This is a genomic window from Nocardioides sp. NPDC047086 (genome assembly GCF_040643685.1).
Classification (GTDB): domain Bacteria; phylum Actinomycetota; class Actinomycetes; order Propionibacteriales; family Nocardioidaceae; genus Nocardioides.
Genome location: NZ_JBEYUV010000004.1, coordinates 80,506 through 98,180 on the forward strand (window position 1 = coordinate 80,506; position 17,675 = coordinate 98,180).

At 68.3% G+C, this 17,675-nt stretch carries 16 protein-coding genes; 9 read left to right on the top strand and 7 right to left on the bottom strand.

The annotated features are described in order from the left end of the window. Nucleotides 1-3: 3 nt before the first annotated feature. The 8 genes from rapZ to ABZ796_RS04740 all read left to right on the top strand — a co-directional run bounded on the left by rapZ (nucleotide 4) and on the right by ABZ796_RS04740 (nucleotide 6,977). Nucleotides 4-870, top strand: coding sequence for an RNase adapter RapZ (gene rapZ, locus ABZ796_RS04705; RefSeq protein WP_008357169.1), 867 nt, complete (start codon nucleotides 4-6; stop codon nucleotides 868-870). A gap of 2 nt (nucleotides 871-872) precedes the next feature. Next, nucleotides 873-1,853 carry a uridine diphosphate-N-acetylglucosamine-binding protein YvcK gene (gene yvcK / locus ABZ796_RS04710; RefSeq protein ID WP_357335007.1) on the top strand — a complete coding sequence of 327 codons (981 nt, stop codon included), beginning with the start codon at nucleotides 873-875 and terminating at the stop codon, nucleotides 1,851-1,853. 129 nt (nucleotides 1,854-1,982) lie between these two features. After that, on the top strand, nucleotides 1,983-2,969 hold the full coding sequence (gene whiA / locus ABZ796_RS04715) for a DNA-binding protein WhiA (RefSeq protein ID WP_045547796.1): 987 nt from the start codon (nucleotides 1,983-1,985) through the stop codon (nucleotides 2,967-2,969). A gap of 185 nt (nucleotides 2,970-3,154) precedes the next feature. After that, a complete protein-coding gene (gene gap / locus ABZ796_RS04720; protein WP_357335009.1) occupies nucleotides 3,155-4,153 on the top strand; it encodes a type I glyceraldehyde-3-phosphate dehydrogenase in 999 nt (332 codons plus the stop codon). 38 nt (nucleotides 4,154-4,191) lie between these two features. Continuing rightward, on the top strand, nucleotides 4,192-5,415 hold the full coding sequence (locus tag ABZ796_RS04725) for a phosphoglycerate kinase (protein WP_357335011.1): 1,224 nt from the start codon (nucleotides 4,192-4,194) through the stop codon (nucleotides 5,413-5,415). Beyond that, entirely contained in the window at nucleotides 5,415-6,224 is an 810-nt protein-coding gene (gene tpiA / locus ABZ796_RS04730; RefSeq protein ID WP_357335013.1) for a triose-phosphate isomerase, read from the top strand. The genes ABZ796_RS04725 and tpiA overlap by 1 nt, the downstream gene beginning before the upstream one ends. A 30-nt stretch (nucleotides 6,225-6,254) precedes the next feature. After that, nucleotides 6,255-6,485, top strand: coding sequence for a preprotein translocase subunit SecG (gene secG, locus ABZ796_RS04735; protein WP_008357155.1), 231 nt, complete (start codon nucleotides 6,255-6,257; stop codon nucleotides 6,483-6,485). A gap of 132 nt (nucleotides 6,486-6,617) precedes the next feature. Then, nucleotides 6,618-6,977 (top strand): RNA polymerase-binding protein RbpA, encoded by a 360-nt coding sequence (locus ABZ796_RS04740; RefSeq protein WP_008357153.1) that lies wholly within the window; start codon nucleotides 6,618-6,620, stop codon nucleotides 6,975-6,977. Nucleotides 6,978-7,083: 106 nt separating this feature from the next. On the opposite strand, the gene ABZ796_RS04745 is transcribed toward ABZ796_RS04740, so the two are convergent. The 6 genes from ABZ796_RS04745 to tkt all read right to left on the bottom strand — a co-directional run bounded on the left by ABZ796_RS04745 (nucleotide 7,084) and on the right by tkt (nucleotide 15,149). Beyond that, nucleotides 7,084-8,052, bottom strand: coding sequence for a type IV toxin-antitoxin system AbiEi family antitoxin domain-containing protein (locus tag ABZ796_RS04745; protein ID WP_357335015.1), 969 nt, complete (start codon nucleotides 8,050-8,052; stop codon nucleotides 7,084-7,086). Between the two features lie 135 nt (nucleotides 8,053-8,187). Further along, nucleotides 8,188-9,378, bottom strand: coding sequence for an endonuclease (locus ABZ796_RS04750; protein WP_357335016.1), 1,191 nt, complete (start codon nucleotides 9,376-9,378; stop codon nucleotides 8,188-8,190). A gap of 148 nt (nucleotides 9,379-9,526) precedes the next feature. Continuing rightward, nucleotides 9,527-10,267, bottom strand: coding sequence for a 6-phosphogluconolactonase (pgl, locus tag ABZ796_RS04755; protein ID WP_357335017.1), 741 nt, complete (start codon nucleotides 10,265-10,267; stop codon nucleotides 9,527-9,529). Further along, entirely contained in the window at nucleotides 10,264-11,931 is a 1,668-nt protein-coding gene (pgi, locus tag ABZ796_RS04760; RefSeq protein WP_357335018.1) for a glucose-6-phosphate isomerase, read from the bottom strand. The genes pgl and pgi overlap by 4 nt, the downstream gene beginning before the upstream one ends. Then, the gene (gene tal / locus ABZ796_RS04765) at nucleotides 11,928-13,034 is read right to left on the bottom strand and encodes a transaldolase (protein WP_357335019.1); all 1,107 of its coding nucleotides are present in this window, start codon (nucleotides 13,032-13,034) and stop codon (nucleotides 11,928-11,930) included. The genes pgi and tal overlap by 4 nt, the downstream gene beginning before the upstream one ends. Before the next feature lie 3 nt (nucleotides 13,035-13,037). Then, the gene (tkt, locus tag ABZ796_RS04770; RefSeq protein WP_357335021.1) at nucleotides 13,038-15,149 is read right to left on the bottom strand and encodes a transketolase; all 2,112 of its coding nucleotides are present in this window, start codon (nucleotides 15,147-15,149) and stop codon (nucleotides 13,038-13,040) included. Nucleotides 15,150-15,319: 170 nt separating this feature from the next. Here tkt and ABZ796_RS04775 point away from each other — a divergent pair, with 170 nt between their 5' ends. Next, complete coding sequence (locus ABZ796_RS04775; protein WP_357335023.1) at nucleotides 15,320-16,258, top strand: heme o synthase; 939 nt, start codon at nucleotides 15,320-15,322, stop codon at nucleotides 16,256-16,258. A gap of 62 nt (nucleotides 16,259-16,320) precedes the next feature. Here ABZ796_RS04775 and ABZ796_RS04780 read toward each other — a convergent pair whose 3' ends face one another. After that, nucleotides 16,321-17,502, bottom strand: coding sequence for a serine hydrolase domain-containing protein (locus tag ABZ796_RS04780; protein WP_357335024.1), 1,182 nt, complete (start codon nucleotides 17,500-17,502; stop codon nucleotides 16,321-16,323). Nucleotides 17,503-17,675 lie beyond the last annotated feature (173 nt).

Sequence of the window (17,675 nt, forward strand, 5' to 3'; positions counted from 1 at the left end):
GTCATGCACAAGGGGGAGGTCGTCGTCATCACCGGCATGACCGGTGCCGGGCGGAGCACCGCCGCCAAGGAGCTGGAGGATCTCGGCTACTACGTCGTCGACAACCTGCCGCCGAGCCTGCTCCCGCAGGTGGTCGAGCGGGTCGACGCGGCCCGGGGCCCGGAGCAGCCGGTGGCGGTCGTGACCGACGTACGTTCCGGCTCCTTCTTCGCCGAGCTCGAGGAGATCGTGGCGAAGAAGGCCACCGGGCGGCGTACGACGCTGGTCTTCCTCGACGCCGCCGACGACACGCTGGTCCGCCGGCAGGAGGCCGCGCGACGGCCGCACCCGATGCAGCGGGGCAACGAGCGGCTGCTGGACGCGCTCGAGCGGGAGCGGGTGGTGCTGGCCAGCCTGCGCGGTGCCGCCGACCTGGTCATCGACACCACCCAGCTCAACGTGCACCAGCTCACCGCGAGGATCGCCGAGGCGTTCGGCACTCCCGAGCGGACGACCCTGAAGGTGTCGGTGGTGAGCTTCGGGTTCAAGTACGGGATCCCGGTCGACGCCGACTTCATGGCCGACATGCGTTTCCTGCCCAACCCGCACTGGGTGCCGGAGCTGAAGGACGGCAACGGACGTGACAACCCCGACGTCGCCGCCTATGTCTACTCGCGTCCTGGTGCGGAGGAGTTCCTGAGCGGGTATGTTCCGGTGCTCATCGGAGTGACCAAGGGCTATCTCCACGAAGGAAAGAGGTTCATGCGCGTGGCGATCGGGTGCACGGGCGGCAAGCACCGCAGCGTGGCGATGGCGGAGGAGATCTCCAGGCGGCTGCGAGATGCCGGCCTGGATGCGAAGGCGATCCACCGAGACCTCGGGCGGGAGTGAGAGTGGCCGGGGCCGACCGACCCGGGGCAGAAGCCCAGGCCGTCGTCGCCCTGGGGGGAGGGCACGGACTGCACGCCTCGTTGAGCGCGCTGCGTCTGCTCGTCGACGACCTGACCGTCGACCAGCTCACCGCGATCGTCACGGTCGCCGACAACGGTGGCTCGAGCGGCCGGCTCCGACGGGAGTTCGGCGTGCTCCCGCCGGGCGACCTGCGGATGGCGCTCGCCGCGCTGTGCGGCGCGGACCGCTGGGACGACACCTGGGCGCAGGTGCTGCAGCACCGCTTCGCCGGCGAGGGCGAGATGCGCGGCCACAACCTCGGCAACCTGCTGATCGTGGGCCTGTGGGAGCAGCTCGGCGACCACGTCGAGGCCCTCGACTGGGTTGGCCGCCTGCTGGGCGCCAAGGGCCGGGTCCTGCCGATGGCGCTGGTCCCGATGGACATCGTCGCCGAGGTCAGCGGCCTCGTTCCCGGCGACCCGGAGGCCAGGCTGGAGATCAGCGGTCAGGTCGAGGTCGCCACCACCGACGGCCGGATCGAGTCGATCCAGCTGGTCCCCGACAACCCGCCGGCCGCCCCCGACGCCGTCAAGGCGATCTGCGAGGCCGAGTGGGTGTTCCTGGGGCCGGGCTCCTGGTTCACCTCGGTCCTGCCGCACCTGATGGTCCGCGCCCTGCGCGAGGCCCTGGTGGCGACCTCCGCGAAGATCGTCGTCGTGCTCAACCTGGGCGAGCAGCCGGGGGAGACCACCGGCTTCGGGCCTGCCGAGCACCTCTCGGTCCTCCTGGACCACGCCCCCGACCTCCGCATCCACACCGTCCTCGTCGACTCCTCCCTCGACGGTCTCGACGACCTGTCGCGGGTGGCCGAGAAGTGCGGTGCGCAGGTCGAGGTCGCCGACGTCGCCGTCGGCGACGGGACCCCTCGCCACGACCCGGAGCGGCTCGCCGCGGCGTACGCAAGGGTGATCGGGGCAGGCTGACCACATCGGCGTCATGAGCCCGGACCTACGCCGTCCCATCCACCGCAAGCCTCGCTCCGGCCCCACCCGGAAGTGCTCTGAGATGGAACCGATTCGAGGGTCGTTGACAACAATGAAAGACTCTCCGACATGGCGATGACGGGACAGGTGAAGGCAGAGCTTGCCTCCACTCAGATCACCAAGACATGCTGCCGCAAGGCAGAGGTTGCCTCGACGTTGAGGTTCGCTGGGGGGATCCACATCGTGGCCGGCAGGATCGTGGTCGAGGCTGAGCTCGACACCGGTCTGGCCGCCAGGAGACTGAAGCGAGACATCGCCGACGTCTTCGGCCACGAGGCAGAGGTGGCTCTCATCCAGGCGAGCGGGCTTCGTAAGGGCAGCCGCTACATCGTGCGCGTGGTCAAGGACGGTGAGGCGCTCGCGCGCCAGACCGGCCTTCTCGACCAGCGCGGCCGGCCGGTGCGGGGTCTTCCGCCTGCCGTCGTCTCGGGCGGGGCCTGCGACGCCGTGGCCGCCTGGCGCGGTGCTTTCCTGGCCCACGGCTCGCTCACCGAGCCGGGCCGGTCGTCCTCGATGGAGGTGACCTGCCCGGGCTCGGAGTCGGCGCTGGCGCTGGTCGGTGTTGCTCGCCGGATCGGCATCTCCGCCAAGCCCCGTGAGGTACGCGGCGTGGACCGCGTCGTCATCCGTGACGGTGACGCGATCGGCCAGCTGCTGACCCGCTTGGGCGCCCACGAGTCGCTGATGGCCTGGGAGGAGCGCCGGATGCGCCGCGAGGTCCGCGCCACCGCCAACCGTCTGGCCAACTTCGACGACGCCAACCTGCGCCGCTCGGCCCGTGCGGCCGTTGCCGCCGGTGCCCGCGTCGAGCGTGCCCTGGAGATCCTCGGGGAGGACATCCCCGACCACCTTCGCCAGGCCGGCAAGCTCCGGCTGGAGCACAAGCAGGCCTCCCTCGAGGAGCTCGGCCAGCTCCACGACCCGGTGCTGACCAAGGACGCCATCGCGGGCCGTATCCGTCGCCTGCTGGCGATGGCCGACAAGCGGGCCGAGGAGCTCGGCATCCCCGACACCGAGGCGTCGCTGACCGCGGAGATGCTCGCCGAGGACGCCTAGGAAACCCCTTCACATCTTCGAACCGGCCCGAGCCCCTCGTGTATGCGAGGGGCTCGGGCCGTTTGCTACTCGTCCGTCTTTTGGAACGATCCAACCCAGTCTCCCGCAGTTCAGAGGGGCTGGGTAGTGTCGGCGTCAGCGGGTGATCCCGCGCACAATCTTTTCGACGCGAACCAGGAGTCCACGTGACAGTTCGAGTAGGCATCAACGGATTCGGCCGGATCGGCCGCAACTTCTTCCGCGCGGTGCGCGCCTCCGACCTCGACATCGAGATCGTCGGGGTCAACGACCTCAGTGACAACGCCACCCTCGCGACGCTGCTGAAGTTCGACTCGATCCTCGGCCCCCTCGACGCCGACGTGTCCGCCACCGAGGACGCGATCGTCGTCGACGGCAAGGAGATCAAGGCGTACGCAGAGCGTGACCCGGCCAACCTCAAGTGGGCCGATCTCGGCGTCGATGTCGTGATCGAGTCCACCGGCTTCTTCACCGACGCGACCAAGGCCCGCGCCCACGTCGACAACGGCGGCGCGAAGAAGGTCATCATCTCCGCCCCGGCGAAGAACGAGGACGCCACCATCGTCCTCGGGGTCAACGAGGACGTCTACGACCCGGAGGCCCACACGGTCATCTCCAACGCCTCGTGCACCACCAACTGCCTGGCGCCGCTGGCGAAGGCGCTGCACGAGGGCATCGGCATCAACCAGGGCCTGATGACCACGGTCCACGCCTACACCGCCGACCAGAACCTGCAGGACAACATCCACAAGGACCTGCGCCGCGCCCGTGCCGCCGCGATCAACGTGGTGCCGACCTCGACCGGTGCCGCCAAGGCGATCGGCCTGGTGCTGCCGGAGCTGAAGGGCAAGCTCGACGGTTACGCGCTGCGCGTGCCCACCCCGACCGGCTCGATCGTCGACCTCTCCTTCGAGGCCTCGCGCGAGACCTCGGTCGAGGAGATCAACTCGATCATGGAGAAGGCCGCCGACGGGAAGTACCTCGTCTACTCGACCGACCCGATCGTCTCTTCCGACATCGTGACCAACCCGGCGTCCTCGATCTTCGACGCTCCGCTCACCAAGGTGATCGGCAACCAGGTCAAGGTCGCGGCGTGGTACGACAACGAGTGGGGCTACTCCAACCGGCTCGGTGACCTGGTTGCGTACGTTGGCGCGAGCCTGTGACCCAGCGACCTTCCTCACAGGTTAGTGTCTAGCCCGTTATGTCTCTGAATCTCACGCAGCTCATCGAGCAGGGAGTCGCGGGCAAGCGAGTTCTCGTGCGCTCCGACCTCAACGTCCCGCTGGAAGGCACCACGATCACCGACGACGGTCGGATCCGTGCCTCGGTGCCGACGATCAAGGCGCTGGCCGACGCCGGCGCCAAGGTCGTGGTGGTCGCCCACCTCGGTCGCCCGAAGGGCGAGCCGGACCCGGCCTACTCGCTGGCGCCCGTGGCCGTCCGCCTCGGTGAGCTGCTCGGTGCCGAGGTCGCCTTCGCGACCGACACCGTCGGCGACTCCGCCAGCGCGGTCGTCGGCAGCCTCGCCGACGGCCAGGTCGCGCTGCTGGAGAACGTACGCTTCAACGCCGGTGAGACCAGCAAGGACGACATCGAGCGGGCCGCCTTCGCCGCCGAGCTCGCCGCTCTGGCCGACGCCTTCGTCTCCGACGGCTTCGGTGTGGTCCACCGCAAGCAGGCCTCGGTCTACGACGTCGCCAAGCTGCTCCCGAGCGCGCAGGGCGACCTGGTGGCCACCGAGATCGAGGTGCTCAAGCGGCTGACCGAGACCCCCGAGCGCCCCTATGTGGTCGTCCTCGGCGGATCGAAGGTCTCCGACAAGCTGGGCGTGATCGACAACCTGCTCGGCAAGGCGGACAAGCTGCTCATCGGGGGCGGCATGGTCTTCACCTTCCTCAAGGCTCAGGGCTACGAGGTCGGCCAGTCGCTGCTCGAGGAGGACCAGATCCTCACCGTGCTCGGCTACCTCGAGCGCGCCGAGGAGATCGGCGTCGAGATCCTGCTGCCGACCGACGTCGTGGTCGCCGACTCCTTCGGCGACGAGGCCTCCGCCCGGGTGGTGGCGGCCAACGCGATCCCACCGGAGTCGCTCGGTCTCGACATCGGTCCGGAGTCCGCGCAGACCTACGCCGCCGCGCTCGAGGGCGCGAAGACGGTCTTCTGGAACGGACCGATGGGCGTCTTCGAGCAGGCTGCCTTCGCCGAAGGCACCCGCGCGGTCGCCCAGGCGCTCACCACGATCGACGGCCTCTCGGTCGTCGGCGGCGGTGACTCCGCCGCGGCGATCCGTAAGCTCGGGTTCTCCGATGACCAGTTCGGTCACATCTCGACCGGCGGCGGCGCCTCGCTCGAATACCTGGAGGGCAAGACCCTTCCGGGCATCGCCGTGCTCGAGGAGTCGACCCTGGCCGGAGGACTGGGCTGATGGCGGCCAAGAAGGCGGCCGCGGGGCGCACCCCGCTCATCGCCGGCAACTGGAAGATGAACCTCAACCACCAAGAAGCGGTGGTGCTGGTCCAGAAGCTCGCCTGGACGCTCTCCGACAAGCGGCACGACTTCGCTGCCGTGGAGGTCGCGGTCTTCCCGCCCTTCACCGACATCCGCTCGGTGCAGACACTGGTCGACGGCGACAAGATGCGCATCACCTACGGTGCCCAGAACGTCTCGAACCATGAGTCCGGCGCCTTCACCGGCGAGATCGCGGCGTCCATGCTGGCCAAACTTGGCTGCTCCTACGTGATCGTGGGTCACTCCGAGCGTCGTGAGCACTTCGGCGAGACCGACGAGATCGTCGCGCAGAAGGCGAAGATCGCGCTCAAGCACACCATCGTGCCGATCGTCTGCGTCGGCGAGGGCCTCGAGGTTCGCCAGGCCGGCAACCACCTCGAGCACTGCACCGCTCAGGCCGAGGCATCGCTGGCCGGGCTCACCGATGCGGAGGTCGCGCAGGTCGTGATCGCCTACGAGCCGGTCTGGGCGATCGGCACGGGGGAGACCGCGACGGCGCAGGACGCCCAGGAGGTCTGCGCCGGCATCCGGGAGCGCCTGGAGAAGCTCTACGGGGCAGAGATCGCCGGTGGCGTACGCATTCTCTACGGCGGCTCCGTGAAGCCGAACAACGTGGCGGCGCTGATGCAGGAAGGCGACGTCGACGGCGCCCTGGTCGGCGGTGCGAGCCTCTCCGTGGAGGACTTCGCGGCGATCTCCCGCTACTACGACCTACCGGTGCTGTAGGTTTGCCGCTCTCCAGATAGGATTTCAGACGTGGAACTTCTCTTCACCATCATCCTGGTCATCGCGAGCGCGCTGATGATCCTGCTCGTGCTGCTTCACAAGGGCCGCGGTGGCGGACTCTCCGACATGTTCGGTGGCGGTGTCTCGAGCTCGCTGGGGGGATCCTCGGTCGTCGAGCGCAACCTCGACCGGCTCACCATCGGCATCGGTGTCATCTGGTTCGCCTGTGTGATCGCGCTCGGCCTGCTGATGGCCTACTGACACATTCCCCTTCAGCGCACGCGCGATAGAGTCTAAACTCATCGACGCTGGACGGAGATTTTGCCGTCCGATTCCCCCAAAGTGGCCTCTCGGGGCTGCGAACTTTAAGTTGAGAGAGGACACCGCAGCACCATGGCAGGTGGAGGGAACGCGATTCGGGGCTCCCGAGTCGGTGCTGGGCCGATGGGTGAGGCGGAGCGTGGCGAAGCTGCCCCGCGAAAGGCCGTCACCTACTTCTGCGCCAACGCACATCGCTCGGTCATCACCTTCGCCGTCGAGGCGACGCCACCGGACTCCTGGGACTGCCCCAAGTGTGGGCTCCCCGCGGGCCTGGACGAGGAGAACGCGCCCCCGGCGCCGAAGATCGAGCCTTACAAGACCCACCTCGCCTACGTGAAGGAGCGCCGCTCCGACGCCGAGGCCGAGGACATCCTGGAGGAGGCAATCGCCCTGCTCCGCTCCCGCCGCAAGTCCGGCGAGATCATCTTCTGAACCCCCGCCGAGTCGGCTCGTTCTGACATGAATCGGTGCCGAGTCGGCTCGTTATGACGAGCCGACTCGGCACCGGATGTGGTCAGGACGAGCCGACTCGGCGATTTCAGGCGGCCGTCGCGTGATCGAGGCACTGGTAGGCGCGATCGCGCAGCCGCCGCAGGCGTACGCCGGGGTCGGCGAGTCTGCTGAACGTGTCGTCCTTGGTGAAGACCTCGATGAGCCAGCCGTCATCGATCATGTCGGCTCGCCGGCTCCGGTCATGTGCCAGTTGCTCGGGGGTGCTGTGCCACTCGGCCCCGTCGTACTCGACGCCGATCTTCAGGTGGTCGTTGCCGAGGTCGAGGCGTCCGAGGAACCGGCGTCCTCGACGGACCTCGAGCTGAGGTACGAGATCGAGGCCTCTCACCTCTTTCGACCAGATCCGGAGGATCGACTCCGGAGGTGACTCCGCTCGACCGTCGGCGAGCGGTCCGACCGCTCTCAGCGTGGTGACGTATCGCTGCCCACGGAACCTGTTGATGCCGGCGAGGAACTCCTCACAATCGTAGTGATCGAGCCGGTGCATCTGGTCGATCGCGGCGATCGCCCGCTCCGGCCAGCGCACCCGGCCGACGTCCCAGGCGGTGCGGAGCGCGCTGGTCACCAGCAGACCGTCGATCTCCAGGATGTCGTCGTCACCGAAGGTGCGCTCGCCGCTGGCGGCGAGGTCGTTGCGCAGACGACCGCGGCCGGCGGGAAGGAAGACCGAGAGAGGCTGCAGGTCGAGGTGCTCGCCCGGTGCGAGCATCATGTCGGCGCCGAGGAGCCAACCAGCATGCCGGTCGACCACCACGGCGTCCTCGGGAACGACGAGCTTGAGCCCCGCTACCCGCAGCTCGAGCGAGTCGCCAGCTTCCGTGGCCAGATAGACGCCTTTGATCAACCGCCGGATGAGTCCGAGGTGTACGAGTTCGCGCAGTTGTCGGTGGGTCACACCCGATGCGAGCGCCATCTTCGTGGTGAATGGCAGGGTCGCGGCCAGCGGGAAGTCGGAGCCGAGCGTACGGGTGAATCGCATCTGTTCGATATCCATGCGCCCAGCATGAGCGGGACCACCGACATTTACGTCGAGTCGGCTCGTCATGACGAGCCGACTCGGCGGTGTTTTTGGTCAAGATGCGCCGACTCGACGCAGAATCCGGTCAAGATGAGCCGACTCGGCGGGGGGTTAGCAGGTGGCGCCGAAGATGGACTCGGCGTACTCCGGGTGGTCGATGAACGGGTTCCGGTTGTGCTGGTAGGTCGAGTAGATCGTGTTGTTGCGGGTGCGCTCGGCTGCGTTGACGGGGTCGGCGCTGTGCCAGCCGAGCAGGACGCAGACCTTGCCCAGGTAGTTGGTCGAGCCGTTGACGGAGTTGTTGAGCTCCAGGTCGGCGAAGCCGTCGTCGCCGTTGTAGCGCACGGCCATGTAGAGGATGCCGCGGGCGAGGTCGCCCTTGACGCTGTCGCGCGGCTCGAAGGAGTCGGCGTCGCTCCAGCAGTCGCTGCACTCCGAGACGGCCGACCCGCCGAGGTCGAAGTCCTTGTTGCCGCGGGTGGAGTTGACGGTGACGTCCTCGGGCCTCAGGTGGTGTACGTCGGTGCCGGGGCCGTTGCTCGTGCCGAAGTCTCCGTGGCTCTGGGGCCAGGTGTGCTCGCGGTTCCAGTTGTTGGCGTCGCCGCCGTTGTTGGTCTTCGGTGTGGAGACCCCGGAGTAGAACTCGATTACGTTCGAGGAGTTGTTCGGGTCCTGGTCGAGGACCTTCAGCGCCTCCCAGACCGCGCTGTAGGTCAGGGTGCTGTGGCCGTCGATGATGTTGTGCAGCGCCGACTTCAGCGCCGAGCCGGACAGTCCTGCGGCCGAGTCGTAGTAGCCCGCCGGGACGTTCGGGTCCGGGGTGGGGCTCGCGGTCGGGGTGGGGGTCGGGGTCGGCGTCGGCGTGGAGCCGGCGAACGCGAAGGCGGTGGCGTTCTTGTGTCCGGGATGGGAGAAGTACGCCGCCAGGGTGCCGGTCACATCGATCTGACGCCCCTTCAGGCTCGGGTTGGTGCGCAGGCCCCACGAGCTGCGGAAGGCGTCGGGGATCTGCACGTAGAGCATCCTCGACGTACTGGTCTCCGAGGCCGAGTCGGCGATCGCGAGCGCGTAGTCGTTGGGATAGTTGCTGGTCACGACGGTGCTGGTCGCGGTGGGCTGGCCGACGACGTAGCCGCGCACCGTCGCCGTCGAGCCGTTCTGGGTGGTGATCGCCGTGGATACGGTGATCGTGGCCGCCTGGGCCGGGGCGGTCGTGGTGACGACCGCCATGAAGCTCGCCAGGGCGAGGGCAACGAGGCTGGCCAGGATGAGGCGCAGCCGCCGAGAGGCGCTGAAGGACATGCTCGGATGGTGGCAGTCGGCAGGTGCGCGCGGAACCCGATGCGGGAAAGATTTACCTGGCGTTAGCAACCTGGGTAACGGAGTTCCCGAGACATTTGCGCCGACTCGGCGCTTCTAGGTGGGACAGTCGCGCCGAGTCGGGAGGGGGTCAGAGCTTCGAGGCGGCGGCCCGGTCCAGGAACCAGGTCGTCTCGTTGGTGCCGGTGACGCCGCCGGCAGGGATCTCGGTGATCGGGGCGCCGGAGTGGGCCTTGGCCACCGCTTCGGCCTTGCCCTCGCCGCTGACCAGGAACCAGACGGTCGTGGAGCGGCGCAGCGCCTCGAACGTGAAGGTGATGCGCTCGGGCGGTGGCTTGGGGGAGCCGGTGACGCCGACGGCGATCGCGTCCTTCGCCTCGAGCTGCGGGAAGCCGGGGAAGAGGGAGGCGATGTGGCCGTCGGGACCGACGCCGAGCATGAGGATGTCGAAGCCGCCGGCGCCGTGGCTGCGTACCTCCTCGGAGAACTGCGCCGCGGCCTCATCGACGCTGAGGCCGGAGTCGGTGGCGGGCATCTCGTGGATGCGGTGGTCCGGGACCCCGACCTCGGTCAGGAAGGCGGCACGGGCCTGGCCGGCGTTGCGGTCGGGGGAGTCGGCGGCGACGTAGCGCTCGTCGCCGAAGAAGAACTCCACCGCGCCCCAGTCGACACCCGACTCGGGCGCGAGGCGCGCGATCTCGCGATGGATCGCTTCGGCGATGGTGCCACCGGTGAGTCCGATGGTGGGGACGTCGCCGGCAGCCTGCAGGTCGGCGAGGCGGCTGAGGAACTCTCCGGCAACGGCCGAGGCCAGGGCCTCGGCGGTCTCGTGGACCTCGATAAGTGACTCGGGATGACCGTCGCTGGTCACGTGCGCTTCTCTCTGTAGTAGGCGATGAGGGACTGGGTGGAGGTGTCCTGCTGCTCGGCGGTCTCCGCATCACCGGAGACCGCTGGGCTGATCTGCAGGGCGAGCTGCTTGCCGAGCTCGACGCCCCACTGGTCGAAGGAGTCGATGCCCCACACCACACCCTGGGTGAAGGTGATGTGCTCGTAGAGCGCGATCAGCTGACCCAGCACGTGTGGGGTCAGAGCCGGCGCCATGATCGAGGTGGTCGGCCGGTTGCCGGAGAAGACCCGGGCGTTGACGATGTTCTCCGCGGTGCCCTCGGCCCGCACCTGCTCGGCGGACTTGCCGAAGGCCAGGGCCTGGGTCTGGGCGAAGAAGTTGGCCAGGAACAGCTCGTGCACGTCGGTGCTCTGCCCATCACTGGCGTCCACGAGGGGGTAGGCGGGGTTGGCGAACGCGATGAAGTCGGCCGGGATCACCCGGGTGCCCTGATGGATCAGCTGGTAGAACGCGTGCTGACCGTTGGTGCCGGGCTCGCCCCAGAACACCTCGCCGGTGTCGGTGGTCACCGCGGTGCCGTCCCAGCGAACCGACTTGCCGTTGGACTCCATGGTCAGCTGCTGAAGGTAGGCGGGGAACCGGTGCAGCAGCTGGGCGTAGGGCAGCACGGCGTGGGTCTGGGCGTCGAAGAAGTTGACGTACCAGACATTGAGGAGACCCATCAGCGCCGGGACGTTCCGGTCGAGCGGGGTGGTGCGGAAGTGCTCATCGATCGCGTGGAAGCCACCGAGGAACTCGGCGAAGGCCTCGGGGCCGACGGCGATCGCCAGGGAGGTGCCGATGGCGGAGTCGACCGAGTAGCGGCCACCGACCCAGTCCCAGAAGCCGAAGGCGTTCTCCGGGTCGATCCCGAAGTTCGCGACCTTGTCCAGGGCCGTCGAGACCGCGACGAAGTGCTTCTTCACCGCGTCGGCAGCGTCCACGTCGTCACCGAGCGCGTCGAGGAGCCAGGCGCGCGCCAGCCGGGCGTTGGTCAACGTCTCCAGGGTCGAGAAGGTCTTCGAGGAGACGACGAACAGGGTGGTGGCGGGGTCGAGTCCCTTCAGCTTCTGGGCGGCGTCGGTCGGATCGATGTTGGAGATGAAGCGGCACTCGATCTCCGGGTGACGGAACGGCTCCAGCGCCTCGTACGCCATCATCGGGCCCAGGTCGGAGCCGCCGATGCCGATGTTGACGACGGTGTGGATCCGCTCTCCGGTGACGCCCTTCCACTCGCCGGAACGGACTCGTTCGGCGAAGGCGTACATCTTCGCCAAGGTCTCGTGGACGGCGGGCACGACGTCGGTGCCGTCGACATCGAGCGAGGCGTCGGACGGGAGGCGCAGAGCGGTGTGGAGCACCGCACGGTCCTCGGTGACGTTGATGTGCTCACCTGTAAACATCGCGTCGCGTCGCGCCTCCAGGCCGACCTGCTCGGCGAGCGCGAGCAGAGTGGCCAGGAGGTCGTCGGTGAGGAGGTTCTTGGAGAGGTCGACGTGAAGATCGGCCGCCTCGAAGGTGAAGCGTGAGGCCCGGCCGGGATCATCGGCGAACCACGAGCGCAGGTCGGGCTCGAAGCCGGCCCGCAGCTCGGTGAGTGCCTTCCAAGCGTCCGTCGTGGTCACGTCGACCGGGCCATCGCTCACTGCTTGACCGCCTCGATCTGGCCGACGACGGTGTCGACGAGCTCGGTCCAGGAGCCCTTGAACTTGTCGACACCCTCGGTCTCCAGCACCAAGAAGACGTCGTCGAGGTCGACCCCGACCGAGCGCAGCGACTCGAAGACCGCCGCTGCCTCGGCGCCCTTGCCGCTGACGACGTCGCCCTTGACCTCGCCGTGGTCGGCGAAGGCCTCCAGGGTCTTCTCCGGCATGGTGTTGACCGTGTCGGCGACGACCAGCTCGGTGACGTAGAGGGTGTCGGGGTAGTCCGGGTTCTTGACCCCGGTCGAGGCCCACAGCGGGCGCTGGGCGTTGGCGCCCTCAGCGGCCAGCGCGGTCCAGCGCTCGCCGGCGTGGACCTCCTCGAAGGCGGCGTAGGCGGCGACGGCGTTGGCCACCGCGGCCTTGCCGCGCAGCGCGGTGGCCTCGGGGGTGCCGATCGCCTCGAGCCGCTTGTCGATCTCGGTGTCGACACGGGAGACGAAGAACGACGCCACGCTGCGGATCGTGGACAGGTCCTTGCCGGCAGCCTTGGCCTGCTCCAGACCGGTCAGGTAGGCGTCCATCACCGCCCGGTAGCGCTCCACTGAGAAGATCAGGGTCACGTTGACCGAGATGCCCTCGGCGATCGCGGCGGTGATCGCAGGCAGCCCCTCCAGGGTCGCCGGGATCTTGATCAGCGCGTTGGGGCGGTCGACCGCGGCCCACAGCGCCTTCGCGGAGGCGATGGTCGCGTCGGTGTCGTTGGCCAACGTGGGCTCGACCTCGATCGAGACCCGGCCGTCGTCCTTGGTCGCCTCGGCGACCGGCGCGAGGATGTCGCAGGCGTTGCGTACGTCCTCGGTGGTGAGGCCGAAGATGACCTCGTCGACGTTCTTGCCGTCGGCGACCAGCGACCGCAGCTGCTCGTCGTAGCGCTCACCGTTGGCGATCGCGGCGGCGAAGATGGTCGGGTTGGTGGTCACCCCGACGACGGACTTCTCCTTGACGAGATCGGCGAGGTTTCCGGTCTCGATGCGCTCGCGGGAGAGGTCGTCGAGCCAGATGGATACGCCGGCCTCGGCCAGCGCCTTGAGACGGTCAGACATATTTCATGCTCCCTTGTTGATGGCGGCGAGGCTCTCCTTGGCGGCCGTGACGACTGCCTCGGGGGTGAAGCCGTACTCCTTGAACAGCAGCGCTCCGGACGCCGAGGCGCCGAAGTGCTCGAGCGAGACGATCCGGCCGGCGTCGCCGACGTACTCCCGCCAGCCCTGCTTCACGCCGGCCTCGACGCTGACGCGCGCCTTGACGCTGGGCGGGATCACCGAGTCGCGGTAGTCCTGGTCCTGGGCGTCGAACCACTCCAGGCAGGGCAGCGAGACGACCCGGGCACCGATGCCCTCCTTCGCCAGCTCCTCGCGGGCGGCGACGGCGTACTGCACCTCGGAGCCGGTGCCGAGCAGCACGACGTCCACGGTCCCGGTGGGGGAGTCGAGGAGTACGTAGCCACCCTTGGCCACGCCCTCGGTGGTGGCGAAACCGTCCTCGCCGCGCGGGAAGGTCGGCACCGCCTGACGGGTCAGGATGAGCGCCGAGGGGCGGTCGTGGTGCTTGAGCACCTCGAGCCAGGCCGCGGCGGTCTCGTTGGCGTCGGCAGGCCGGACCACGTCGAGGTTGGGCATCGCCCGGACCGCCGCGAGGTGCTCGACCGGCTGGTGGGTCGGGCCGTCCTCGCCCAGACCGATGGAGTCGTGGGTCCAGACGTGGATCACCGGCAGCTCGGAGAGCGCCCCGACGCGTACGGCACCGCGCATGTAGTCGGAGAACTGGAAGAAGGTGCCACCGAAGACCCGGGTCGGCGAGTGGGCGGCGATGCCGTTGAGGATCGCACCCATGCCGTGCTCGCGGATGCCGAAGTGGAGCACGCGGCCGGCGTAGGGGTCGGCCTTCCACTCGCCGGTGGAACGCTCCTCCGGCGCGAAGCTCGGGGCGTCGGAGATGGTGGTGTTGTTGGACCCGGCGAGGTCGGCCGAGCCGCCCCACAGCTCGGGCAGCACCGGCGCGAGGGCGTTGATCACCTTGCCGGAGGCGGCACGGGTGGCGATGCCCTTCTTGTCGGCCTCGAACACCGGCAGCGCGTCGTCGATGCCGTCGGGGAGCTTGCCGGCCTGGAGACGCTCCAGCAGCTGGGCGCCCTCCGGGTTGGCCGCTGCCCACGTGGCCTCCTCGGCGCGCCAGGCCTTCTCGGCCTCCTCGCCGCGCTCGATGAGCTTGCGGGTGTGGGCGAGCACCTCGGGGTCGACCTCGAAGGTCTTGGCCGGGTCGAAGCCCAGTACCTCCTTGGTGGCCGCCACCTCTTCCTCACCGAGGGCGGAGCCATGGGCGGCACCGGTGTTCTGGGCGTTGGGGGCGGGCCAGGCGATGACCGTGCGCAGCACGATCAGCGACGGCTTGTCGGTGACCTCGGCCGCGGCGTTGATCGCGTCGAACAGCTCGGGCACGTCCTCCTTGTAGCCCTTGCCGCCGTTGGTCCAGTCGACCTCCTGGACGTGCCAGCCGTAGGCCTCGTAGCGAGCGCCGACGTCCTCGGTGAAGGCGATGTTGGTGTCACCCTCGATCGAGATCCGGTTGGCGTCGTAGATCATCGTGAGGTTGCCGAGCTTCTGGGTGCCGGCGATCGAGCTGGCCTCGGCGCTGACCCCCTCCTGGAGGTCGCCGTCGCTGGCCAGCACGTAGGTCTTGTGGTCGAACGGGCTCGGCTGGTCGGCCGGGGTGTCCGGGTCGAGCAGACCGCGCAGGCGGCGCTGCGCCATGGCGATGCCGACCGCGTTGGCGACACCCTGGCCGAGCGGGCCGGTTGTCACCTCGATGCCCCTGGTGTGGCCGCGCTCGGGGTGGCCCGGGGTCAGCGACTGCCACTGGCGCAGGGACTCCAGGTCACCGATCTCGAGGCCGAAGCCGCCGAGGTAGAGCTGGATGTAGTGAGTGATGGAGGAATGGCCGACCGACAGCACGAACCGGTCGCGACCGAGCCAGTCGGTGTCGGCGGGGTTGTGCTTCATCACCTTCTGGAAGAGCAGGTAGGCGGCCGGGGCCAGGCTCATCGCGGTGCCAGGGTGGCCGTTGCCGACCTTCTGCACGGAGTCCATGGCCAGAACGCGGACGGTGTCCACGGCCTTGCTGTCCAGATCGGTCCACTCGAGTACAGGTTTGGTGCTCACGAGGTGCCTTTTCAAATTCGTAGAGTCCACTTGGAAAGTTCTTGGGCTGGCCGTGGGGGCTGCCGAATCCGAGCCTACTCACGCCCCGGGTTAGACTGCGAGCCGCATGCTGTGAACTGCTTGTATGAGCCGCATGTGACGACTCAACCCGAACGAGAAGGATCTTCTCAGTGACGCACGTCGAACAGCCGGTCCCCGACCTCGACCAGCGTAGCGACCGCGCGTCAATGCGCGATGTCATCTCGGCGTACGTCTCTCTGACGAAGCCCCGCGTGATCGAGCTGCTGCTGCTGACCACCGTTCCGGTGATGTTCTTCGCCGCCCAGGGTGTCCCTGGTGTCGGCCTGGTCGCGGCCACCGTCGTCGGCGGGATCTTCTCGGCCGGTTCGGCCTCGGTCTTCAACTGCGTCTACGACCGCGACATCGACGAGCAGATGCGGCGTACGCGACGCCGGGCTCTGCCGCGGCACGTGGTCACCCCGCGGGCTGCCCTGGTCTTCGGCTCGGTGCTGGCCGTGCTGTCGGTGCTGGTGCTCGGGTTCTTCGTCAACTGGCTCTCCGCGGGCCTGTCGCTAGCCGCGAACGCGTTCTACGTCTTCGTCTACACGATGCTGCTCAAGCGGCGCACCACGCAGAACATCGTCTGGGGCGGCATCGCGGGCTGTTTCCCGACCCTGATCGGCTGGACCGCGGTCACCAACCAGGTCTCCTGGGAGCCGCTGATCCTGTTCATGGTCGTCTTCTTCTGGACCCCGCCGCACACCTGGGCCCTGGCGCTGCGCTACCGCGAGGACTACGCCCAGGTCGACGTGCCGATGCTGCCGGTGGTCAAGTCCGCCCGCCACGTGGGCGGCCAGATCGTGGCGTACTCCTGGATCATGGTCGCCACCTCGCTGCTGCTGTGGCCCATCGCCTCCACCGGCTGGCTCTACCCGGTCGCCGCCGTCGGCCTCGGCGCCGTCTTCCTCGTCCAGGCCCACCAGCTGCACGCGCGTGCCAAGGGCACCGAGGACCTCACCCGGATCCGTCCGATGCAGCTCTTCCACTCGAGCAACCTCTACCTGAGCCTGCTCTTCGTCGCCCTCGCGGTCGACCCGCTCCTGCGCTGAGCCCCCGAACAACCGGGAGGGCTGAAGCCACCTGTGGCTTCAGCCCTCCCAGTTGTCGGTGCTCACCCGAGCGCGTCGTAGACGGCCTTCTCCATGTCGAGGAAGCCGCCCACCGATCCGGGTTCGGCGAACGGGAGGATCTGGGTGGCCCAGTAGCCACCGATCTTGTTCTCCCGGTCGATCCAGTAATAGAGGTTCGCAAGGCCCGCCCACCCGAGCGCGCCGGCGGGCCGCCCCGTCGGCGCGACGTTCTCGTTGGTCATGAAGGTGTAGGCCCACCCCTTGGGATCGCCGGGGAAGAACTCGGCGTCGTTCGACAGCGACGGGATCACGCCCGGGAGCATCGTGACCGCGAGGTCTCCCAAGTCGTTCCTGGTCGCCCACTCCACGGTTTCCGGCTTCAGGATGGTGGTGCCATCGTCGGCTGCGCCGTCGTTGAGCCACATCCGGATGAAAGTGAGGTAGTCACCGACCGTGGAGAACAGACCATGACCGCCGAAGTGCACCTCCGGCTCGGCAGGAAGGACGAAGTCGGTCGCGACGATGCCCGACTCCTCTCGTTGGTGCATTGTGGCCAGCCGCGAGCGCAGCTCGTCGGTCAGGACGAACGACGTCGAGGTCAGGCCGAGCGGGTCCAGCACGCGCTCCTTCAGGGCCTGGCCGAGCGTGGTCCCGGTGACGCCCTCGATCACCTGACCGGCCCAGTCGATGTTGGAGCCGTACTCCCACCGCGTCCCTGGGTCGAACAGCAGCGGCGTCTGCAACGCCGCCCGCGACGCGGTGACCACGCTCGGCTGCCCGTGGTCGGTCGCCAGGCGTTTGTACGTCTCGTTGAAGAAGTCATAGCCGAATCCAGCCGTGTGGAGCAGCAGTTGCCTGGTGGTCACGTCGGACGCGGGTGGCCGGAGAATGGGGGTGCCGTCACTGGTGAACCCTTCGATCACCTGGAGCTCGCCGATTCCCGGTGCGTACTCCTTCGCCGGGGCGTCGAGGTCGAGCTGCCCGCTCTCGACGAGTTGGAGCGCGACGGTGCCGGTCAAGGCCTTCGTCGTCGAGAAGATGCTGAAGACGGTGTCCTCGGTCATCGGCTGGTCTCCGCCGAGCGCACGGGACCCGGCTGCTTCGACCAACAGCGTCCCCTCGGCGTTCGTCAGACCAGCGACGACGCCGGGGACCGCGCCGTTCGCGACGCAGTCCTGGATGACGCCGCTCGCGGCCTCGATGGCCTTCTTTACATCGGACATGTGGAATGTTCCTCTCACGATGAGATGTGTCGTAGGTCACAGCCTGGTCTGACGGGCCAGCGGTCCGGAACCGCCGGAACGGCGCAATCGTGCCCCCGGCGAGCCGACAGATGGCGGGTACGGATGGCGCCGCTCCGCCGTAGAGTTGTCCTAGCCAAGATGCGAGGGGAAGT